The organism is Mycolicibacterium houstonense (assembly GCF_900078665.2).
In the GTDB taxonomy this organism is placed as follows: Bacteria; Actinomycetota; Actinomycetes; order Mycobacteriales; family Mycobacteriaceae; genus Mycobacterium; species Mycobacterium houstonense.
The window spans coordinates 1,050,351-1,058,379 of sequence record NZ_LT546207.1 but is presented as its reverse complement, the minus strand read 5'-3'; the positions used below and the strand labels follow the sequence as shown (position 1 = coordinate 1,058,379).

Sequence of the window (8,029 nt, the reverse complement as noted above, 5' to 3'; positions counted from 1 at the left end):
CGTTGATATCCATCCGCCGGCAGTCCCCGGCGCTGGTGACCGCCACTGCCGGCATCATGCCGATGCTTCCGGGCCTGGCGGTGTTCTGGGCGGTGTTCGCCTTTTCGGTCGACGAGAAGTTCGGCGACGGGCTGGCGCATCTGCTGTCGGCCGCGGCCACCGCGTTGGCGCTCGGCAGCGGCGTGGTGATGGGGGAGTTGCTCGGTTCACCGTTGCGGTACCGGGCCGGCCGGATCGGCGATTTCTTCCGCAAGGACGGCCCACCGGGGCTTCGCCGGGCCGTGGGGCGGGTGGTGCGGCTGCGGCCGGCCGAGACCACCGCACCCATCGGCGCTCAACGCGCGGAGAGTGTCCCGCTGGAGGCCGCGCCGGACGAAGAATCGGATCCTCCCGGCACCGACGAGGTCGACGACGTATCCGATCGCTGAATCGGACGGGCGTTCACGGCGATCCCACTCCGGGGACATCGACGCGCGCCTGCAAGATCCGGCCCGTCGAGTTTCCGGCCAGCAGCCCTTCGTGGGTGGTTTCGTCCACCACCAGATACAGCGTCCGTCCGTCGTGGCCGCCCAGCGCCGGAGCCACCGCCCATCCGCGGTCGATCTCGATGCGATGGGTGATCGCTCCGCCCGCCACCACCCGCAGGAATTCGCCGGTGTCATAGCAACCGACCCAGACCCCGCCCTGGGCGTCGACGCACAGCCCGTCGGGATGCCGGTGCGGACCGAGATCGGCGAACACCGTGGGGCTGCCGAGGTCGCCGTCGGCGTCCGCGGGGAAGGTCAGCAGTCGTGATCCGTTGGTCTCACTGACCACCAGGGTCGATTCACCTGGCAGGAACGCCAGCCCGTTGGGCAATGCCAACCCGGTGGCGACGACGCGCACGGTTCCGTCGGTGGCGACCAGGCCGATCCCGCCGGTGATGCCGTCTTTGCCGGCGAGGTAGAGATCGACATAGGCCCGGCCGTCGGACGCGACCACCAGATCGTTGGTGGACCAGGCGAGATGGCTGACGTCGTAGGCGGCCAACACCTGCCCGCGCGGATCGACGTGGTGGAGCTGCGCGGCGAAAAGTGTTGACACCACGAGAGTTCCGTCGGGCAGCCAGCCCAGACCCGACGCGCGGGGAAGGCCCACCTCGACCTTGATGTCGCCGGTTACGCCGGCCGAACACACCCGGCCGGCCGGCCCGTCGGTGAACCACAGGCGGTCGCCGCGCCAGCGCGGGCCTTCGCCGTAGACGATTCCGTCGACAAACGGGACGGCGCCGACCGCTTCGATCGACGTCATCGGGCCGTCAGCTCACCGATCAGGTGAACGGGAGGAAGTCGCCGTTGATCCAAACGCCCCAGTGGCCGCCCGCAGGCAGGTTCCACCACACCATCGGGTGACCCTGCCACGTCTCGGCCGGCTTCTTCGGCGCGTTCGGGGGCGGCGGGAGGCTGGGGTCCGGTTCGGCGCTGGCGGTGGCCGTGCCCAGGNGCGGACGTCGTGGCCACCGCGCAAGACGTCGCGCAGGCCTACCGACTCACCGACTGCGTCGTCGACATCACCGTCGCGACCATCATCGTGTCGGCGCTGCCGACCGCCGACAGCCCGCCGGTCACGATCATGCGCGCCGTGCGGACCAGGTCCACGGACTACACCAGGCTCGCCGAACTCGACCGATTGGTCCGGCGCATCACGTCCGGCGGTATCACGGTCGACGAGGCTCACGAGGCCATGGACGAGCTGACCGAGAGTCCGCATCCGTTCCCGCGGTGGCTGGCGACGGCCGGGTGGGCGGGGTTCGCGCTCGGCATCGCGATGCTGCTCGGCGGCAACTGGTTGACTTGTCTGCTGGCGACCATCACGGCCGCGGTGATCGACCGGGTCGGCCGGGTGCTCAATCGAATCGGCACCCCGTTCTTCTTTCAGCACGCCGTCGGGGCGGCGATCGCGACGTTGGTGGCGCTCGGTGCCTACCGCTACACAGGGCAGGGGCTCAGTGCCCTGGTCGCCACCGGCATCGTGTTGTTGCTGTCGGGAATGACCCTGGTCGGTGCGGTGCAGGACGCGTTGACCGGCTACATGGTCACCGCGGTGGCTCGGCTCGGCGACGCGGTGTTTCTCACGGCAGGCATCGTGGTCGGCATCGTCGGTGCGTTGCAGGCGGCCACGCTACTGGGTTTCCAGATCGAGTTGCACGTCAACAGCGCCGGCACGTTCATCACCCCGAACCGGCCGCTGCCGATCGTGCTGGCCGTGCTCGGTGCCGCACTGGCGGGGATCTGCCTGACCATGGCCAGCTATGCGCCGCTGCGGTCGCTGCCCACTGCGGGGCTGGCCGCCGGGCTGGCCGAGCTGACGTTGATCGGTCTCGGCACAGCCGGATTCGGTCAGTGGGCGGCCACGGGGGTGGCAGCGGTCGGCGTCGGTTTCCTGGCCACGTTGATATCCATCCGCCGGCAGTCCCCGGCGCTGGTGACCGCCACTGCCGGCATCATGCCGATGCTTCCGGGCCTGGCGGTGTTCTGGGCGGTGTTCGCCTTTTCGGTCGACGAGAAGTTCGGCGACGGGCTGGCGCATCTGCTGTCGGCCGCGGCCACCGCGTTGGCGCTCGGCAGCGGCGTGGTGATGGGGGAGTTGCTCGGTTCACCGTTGCGGTACCGGGCCGGCCGGATCGGCGATTTCTTCCGCAAGGACGGCCCACCGGGGCTTCGCCGGGCCGTGGGGCGGGTGGTGCGGCTGCGNGGCGCCTGGTCGACCGCAATGGCCGCGAGAGCAAGTTGGACACCGATCTGGCTGCGGGCGCGTCGGCGGTTGTCGAGCTCGACGGGTCCGGCGCCCAACTCGGGAACTCCGGCGGGAACCTGCTCCTCGTCGACGACCACGGCACCCAGGTGGACAGCGTGACGTACTCGGCAGGCGACGCCGCGGCCGTGGACCGTTACGTCCGGTTCCAGCGGTAGCCCGCGGCCCGGGCACCGCCTCGGCGGTCGAACGGCCTTGTGTGCCAGCGCAACCGTTCCGGTCGACGCCGCCGGTGGGCGGACCATGTCTTCCACCGGCGAAGGGCCGTTCATCAGTACCCTTTGCAGAGATGACCGAGGAAGGGTTGAACGGCAAGGCGCGCCTGCGCGGCGGGCTGCGCATGGCCCTGCGTGGGCGGCGCGATCCGGCACCCGTGGCCGGGCGGCGCAGCCGCACGTCGGCCGGGATGGGCGATGTGCACACCCGCAAGGTTCTCGACCTCACGATCCGGCTCGCCGAGGTCATGCTGTCATCGGGTTCGGGTACCGCGGACGTCGTGGCCACCGCGCAAGACGTCGCGCAGGCCTACCGACTCACCGACTGCGTCGTCGACATCACCGTCGCGACCATCATCGTGTCGGCGCTGCCGACCGCCGACAGCCCGCCGGTCACGATCATGCGCGCCGTGCGGACCAGGTCCACGGACTACACCAGGCTCGCCGAACTCGACCGATTGGTCCGGCGCATCACGTCCGGCGGTATCACGGTCGACGAGGCTCACGAGGCCATGGACGAGCTGACCGAGAGTCCGCATCCGTTCCCGCGGTGGCTGGCGACGGCCGGGTGGGCGGGGTTCGCGCTCGGCATCGCGATGCTGCTCGGCGGCAACTGGTTGACTTGTCTGCTGGCGACCATCACGGCCGCGGTGATCGACCGGGTCGGCCGGGTGCTCAATCGAATCGGCACCCCGTTCTTCTTTCAGCACGCCGTCGGGGCGGCGATCGCGACGTTGGTGGCGCTCGGTGCCTACCGCTACACAGGGCAGGGGCTCAGTGCCCTGGTCGCCACCGGCATCGTGTTGTTGCTGTCGGGAATGACCCTGGTCGGTGCGGTGCAGGACGCGTTGACCGGCTACATGGTCACCGCGGTGGCTCGGCTCGGCGACGCGGTGTTTCTCACGGCAGGCATCGTGGTCGGCATCGTCGGTGCGTTGCAGGCGGCCACGCTACTGGGTTTCCAGATCGAGTTGCACGTCAACAGCGCCGGCACGTTCATCACCCCGAACCGGCCGCTGCCGATCGTGCTGGCCGTGCTCGGTGCCGCACTGGCGGGGGGTCTGCTNGCTGGGGTCCGGTTCGGCGCTGGCGGTGGCCGTGCCCAGGCCGACAGCGGCCCCGATCACGCCTGCTGCCGCGAAGGTCGCCACGGCTGCCTTGCTCAGGAACATGAATGCCACCTCGGTACTCGAATCTGAACTTGGATAGTCGAAGCTTAGCCAATCGAACTGATCGGTTGTGTACTTGAGGTCCGACGACGGGCTCATAGGCCATCCTGGACCCGCGTGACGTGGCCTGACACTCAGTTCGGAAATATTTCGGGCCGCGATGTCGAGAACGTCGTCGCGGCTCCGTCCCAGAGGCGAGTGACCGACTAGGGTCGCGAATCTGAAGGGAGAATTTCATGGCCAAGTACCTGCTGCTCAAGCACTACCGAGGAGCGCCGGCGGCCGTCAACGCCACCCCGATGGACCAGTGGTCGCCGGATGAGATCCAGGCCCACATCCAGTACATGAACGATTTCGCCGATCGTCTGAAAGACACCGGCGAGTACGTCGACAGCCAAGCGCTGGCACCGGAAGGCGCCTGGGTCCGCTATGACGGCGAGGGTAAGCCTCCGGTCACCGACGGGCCCTTCGCGGAGACCAAGGATCTGATCGCCGGCTGGATGATCATCGACGTCGACACCTACCAGCGCGCCGTCGAGCTCGCCGGGGAACTGTCGGCGGCGCCGGGGGCGGGCGGCCGGCCCATCCACGAATGGCTCGAGGTACGGCCGTTCCTCACCGCCGCGCCGACCGTCACCGAGTAGAACCGAGTCGATGAGCGCGGTGGACGAGGGCCGGCTGCGGGATCTGATTCCCGGTGTCCTGGCGGCCCTCCTTCACCGCGGGGCCGGGTTCGCCGCGGCCGAGGACGCTGTGCAGGAAGCCCTGGTTCAGGCCTGGCAGGCGTGGTCGGATCAGCCGCCGGATGACCCCAAGGGCTGGCTGATCGCCACCGCGTGGCGCCGGTTCCTCGACCACACCCGGTCCGATGTCGCCCGCCGGGACCGGGAACTGCGCGTGGCCCGGCAGCACGACAGCGGTGGGCAGGCTGATCCGGCCCCGGCGGTGGACGACACCTTGCAGCTCTACTTCCTGTGTGCGCACCCCAGCCTGACCCCGTCGTCGGCGGTGGCGCTGACCTTGCGCGCCGTCGGTGGCCTCACCACCCGTCAGATCGCGCAGGCCTACCTCGTACCCGAAGCGACCATGGCACAACGGATCAGCAGAGCCAAGCGCACCGTGAGCACCGTGCGTCTGGACCGCCCGGGAGACCTTCGCACGGTGCTGCGGGTGCTGTATCTGGTGTTCAACGAGGGCTACACCGGCGACGTGGATCTCGCCGCGGAAGCCATCAGGTTGGTGCGGCAACTGGCCCGGACCACCGGCGACCCGGAAGTGGCGGGCCTGCTGGCGCTGTTTCTGCTGCACCATGCCCGGCGGTCGGCCCGCACCCGCGCCGACGGAAGTCTGGTTCCCCTGGCCGAGCAGGACCGCACACTGTGGCGAACCGATCTCATCGCCGAGGGTGTGTACGTGCTGCAGGCCGCGCTGGCCCGGGACCGGCTCGGGGAATATCAGGCGCAGGCCGCGATCGCGGCGCTGCACGCCGACGCTCAGACCGCGGAGGAGACCGACTGGGTGCAGATCGTCGAGTGGTACGACGAACTCGTCGCGCTCACCGATAGCCCGGTGGTGCGGCTCAACCGCGCTGTCGCGCTCGGCCCGAGGAGCGCGGGCGGGATTGGCGGCGCTCGCCGAACTCGACCCGACGGTGCCGCGGCACACCGCGGCCCTTGCGTATCTGTACGAACGCGCCGGGGAGGACGCGACGGCCGCTCAGCTCTACGTTCAGGCCGCGGCCGAGGCGCATTCGGTGGCCGAGCGCAATCATCTGACATTGCGTGCGTCGCTCGTGCGCGGCCGCATTTCCGGCGCCGAGGGCTAGGCTCGCAATGGTGGGCAACAGTCGGATGAGAGTGTTGATCATCGGTGGGGGATTCGGCGGTTTGTTCTGCGCCCGCCGCCTGGGCGGTGTCGACGTCGACGTGACGCTGCTCGATCGCGCGGCCGGCCATCTGTTCCAGCCGCTGCTGTACCAGTGCGCCACAGGCACATTGAGCATCGGACAGATCAGCCGTCCGTTGCGCGAGGAGTTCGCCCGGCACCGGAACGTCACCACGCTGCTGGGTGAAGCGATGGAAGTCGACCCGCAGGCGCGTCGGGTGACCGCCCGCCGCCCGGACGAGACGACCTTCACCCTCGATTACGACGTGCTCGTCGTGGCGGCCGGGATGCAGCAGTCCTACTTCGGCAACCAGCATTTCGCGCACTGGGCGCCTGGGATGAAAACGCTCGACGATGCGCTGCACATCCGGCAGCGGTTGTTCACCGCCTTCGAAATCGCCGAGACACTCCCGCCGGGCCCCGAGCGTGACGGCTGGCTCACCTTCGCCGTTGCCGGCGGCGGGCCGACCGGGGTCGAATTGGCAGGCCAGATCCGCGAAATGGCCACCCGCACCCTGGCCCACGAGTTCCACAGCATCGATCCCGAAGAGGCCCGGGTGCTCCTGTTCGACGGCGGTGAGCGCGTGCTGAAGGCCTTCGCGCCCGAGTTGGGGGAGAAGGCCACCCGGTCACTGCAGAAGTTGGGCGTCGAACTGCATATGGGTGTGCACGTCACCGATGTCGATCAGGCCGGCGTGACCGTCACCCCGAAGTCCGGGGGACCCGAGGAGCGCTACCCGGCGCGCACCGTGTTGTGGACCGCCGGCGTCGAGGCGGTGCCGTTCGCCCGGCACATTGCCGAGGTACTGGGTGCCGAATCCGATCGCGGCGGGAGAATCGCTGTGGGGCCGGATCTTTCGGTCGCCGGATACCCGGAGGTCTTCGTGATCGGGGACCTGGCCGGACGGCAGAACCTGCCCGGTGTTGCCGAGAACGCGATGCAGGGCGGGCTCCATGTCGCCTCCTGCATCCGGCGTGAACTCGCAGGCAAACCGCGCAAGCCGTACCGCTATCGCGATCTCGGTTCGGCGGCCTACATCGCTCGGGGACAAGCGCTCCTGCAGGTCGGCCCGATCAAGACCGCCGGTTTCCTCGGTTGGCTGGCGTGGGGTTTCGTCCACATCGCCTTCCTCACCGGGGTCCGCAACCGGATCAGCACCGTCGGCACCTGGCTGGTCACCATCGCCCGCGCCAGTCGTTCGCACCGTGCCTTCATGCTGGGTGCCACCGAACTGCCTGACCAGCACTACACCTGGACGATGTGGGATGCGCCGACACCGCCCGCCCCGGAGGCACCGGACGAGTTGCGCGACCGTTAGGGGCGCGATCCGTTTCGAGTACCCGGCTACTCGTGTTCGCGGCCCCGGGCCGCGGCTACGTTCCGATCATCCGTAGTTGGCGCGACGCCACCCGAGATGAGAGGAGCGCGGGGTCATGCCTCCATATCCGACAGTCACATTGAAGAACGGCAGCCAGGGGCAACAGGTTGCGACGCTGCAGGCGCTGCTGAACCTGGACTACCCGGCCTACTCGCATCTGCAGGTCGACGGCGACTTCGGCGCGCAGACCGAGGCCGTCATCCGCGAGTTCCAGAAGCGGGCCGGCCTGATCGTCAACGGGGTCGCCGGTCCCGAGACGCTGGCCAAGCTCGACGAGCTGACGACGCAGGGTGGCGACGTGATGAAGCAATGCAGCAACGGGATTCTGGCCAGCCCCAGTACCTCGTGTCCGTTCGCGCAGAATGTCCGCCAGGAGTACTTCGCGGTGCCGGGAGATTCGGTGCAGATCAACGTGTTCAGTCCGGTGACGCACCAGACCTACACCATGGCCTGTGTCCGCGAGGGCAATACGGTGACCTGTCGCGGCGGCAACAACGCTGTCGTGCAGTTCCCGTTCAACTGACGGATCCGTCGCGGGCCGGCCGAGACTGAGCCTCGGGCGCCGCGGCGGCGAGCAGCTGCCGCGGAT

General features: G+C 69.0%; 4 protein-coding genes and 4 pseudogenes. 7 read left to right on the top strand and 1 reads right to left on the bottom strand.

Annotated features, from left to right (window positions below):
- A pseudogene (locus BN4332_RS05255) lies at nt 1–428 on the top strand (threonine/serine exporter family protein); the annotation flags it as partial.
- A gap of 13 nt (nt 429–441) precedes the next feature.
- On the opposite strand, the gene BN4332_RS05250 reads toward BN4332_RS05255, so the two are convergent.
- A complete protein-coding gene (locus tag BN4332_RS05250; protein ID WP_066897504.1) occupies nt 442–1,290 on the bottom strand; it encodes an SMP-30/gluconolactonase/LRE family protein in 849 nt (282 codons plus the stop codon).
- A 192-nt stretch (nt 1,291–1,482) separates the two neighbouring features.
- Here BN4332_RS05250 and BN4332_RS05245 point away from each other — a divergent pair.
- From BN4332_RS05245 to BN4332_RS33150, 6 genes and pseudogenes are all read left to right on the top strand, one after another.
- Nucleotides 1,483–2,895, top strand: a pseudogene (locus BN4332_RS05245) (threonine/serine exporter family protein); the annotation flags it as partial.
- A 187-nt stretch (nt 2,896–3,082) separates the two neighbouring features.
- Nucleotides 3,083–4,066 (top strand): annotated as a pseudogene (locus BN4332_RS05240) (threonine/serine exporter family protein); the annotation flags it as partial.
- A 347-nt stretch (nt 4,067–4,413) separates the two neighbouring features.
- Nucleotides 4,414–4,821 carry a YciI family protein gene (locus BN4332_RS05230; protein ID WP_066897503.1) on the top strand — a complete coding sequence of 136 codons (408 nt, stop codon included), beginning with the start codon at nt 4,414–4,416 and terminating at the stop codon, nt 4,819–4,821.
- Between the two features lie 10 nt (nt 4,822–4,831).
- Nucleotides 4,832–6,002, top strand: a pseudogene (locus BN4332_RS05225) (RNA polymerase sigma factor).
- 7 nt (nt 6,003–6,009) lie between these two features.
- Nucleotides 6,010–7,380 (top strand): NAD(P)/FAD-dependent oxidoreductase, encoded by a 1,371-nt coding sequence (locus tag BN4332_RS05220; RefSeq protein ID WP_200820261.1) that lies wholly within the window; start codon nt 6,010–6,012, stop codon nt 7,378–7,380.
- A gap of 115 nt (nt 7,381–7,495) precedes the next feature.
- Nucleotides 7,496–7,963 carry a peptidoglycan-binding domain-containing protein gene (locus BN4332_RS33150; RefSeq protein WP_084459182.1) on the top strand — a complete coding sequence of 156 codons (468 nt, stop codon included), beginning with the start codon at nt 7,496–7,498 and terminating at the stop codon, nt 7,961–7,963.
- Nucleotides 7,964–8,029 lie beyond the last annotated feature (66 nt).

What these genes read in the sequence shown, in the direction of transcription:
- BN4332_RS05250 (WP_066897504.1), bottom strand. Translation starts at nt 1,290, where the DNA reads ATGACGTCGATCGAAGCGGTCGGCGCCGTCCCGTTTGTCGACGGAATC.
- BN4332_RS05230 (WP_066897503.1), top strand. Translation starts at nt 4,414, where the DNA reads ATGGCCAAGTACCTGCTGCTCAAGCACTACCGAGGAGCGCCGGCGGCC.
- BN4332_RS05220 (WP_200820261.1), top strand. Translation starts at nt 6,010, where the DNA reads ATGGTGGGCAACAGTCGGATGAGAGTGTTGATCATCGGTGGGGGATTC.
- BN4332_RS33150 (WP_084459182.1), top strand. Translation starts at nt 7,496, where the DNA reads ATGCCTCCATATCCGACAGTCACATTGAAGAACGGCAGCCAGGGGCAA.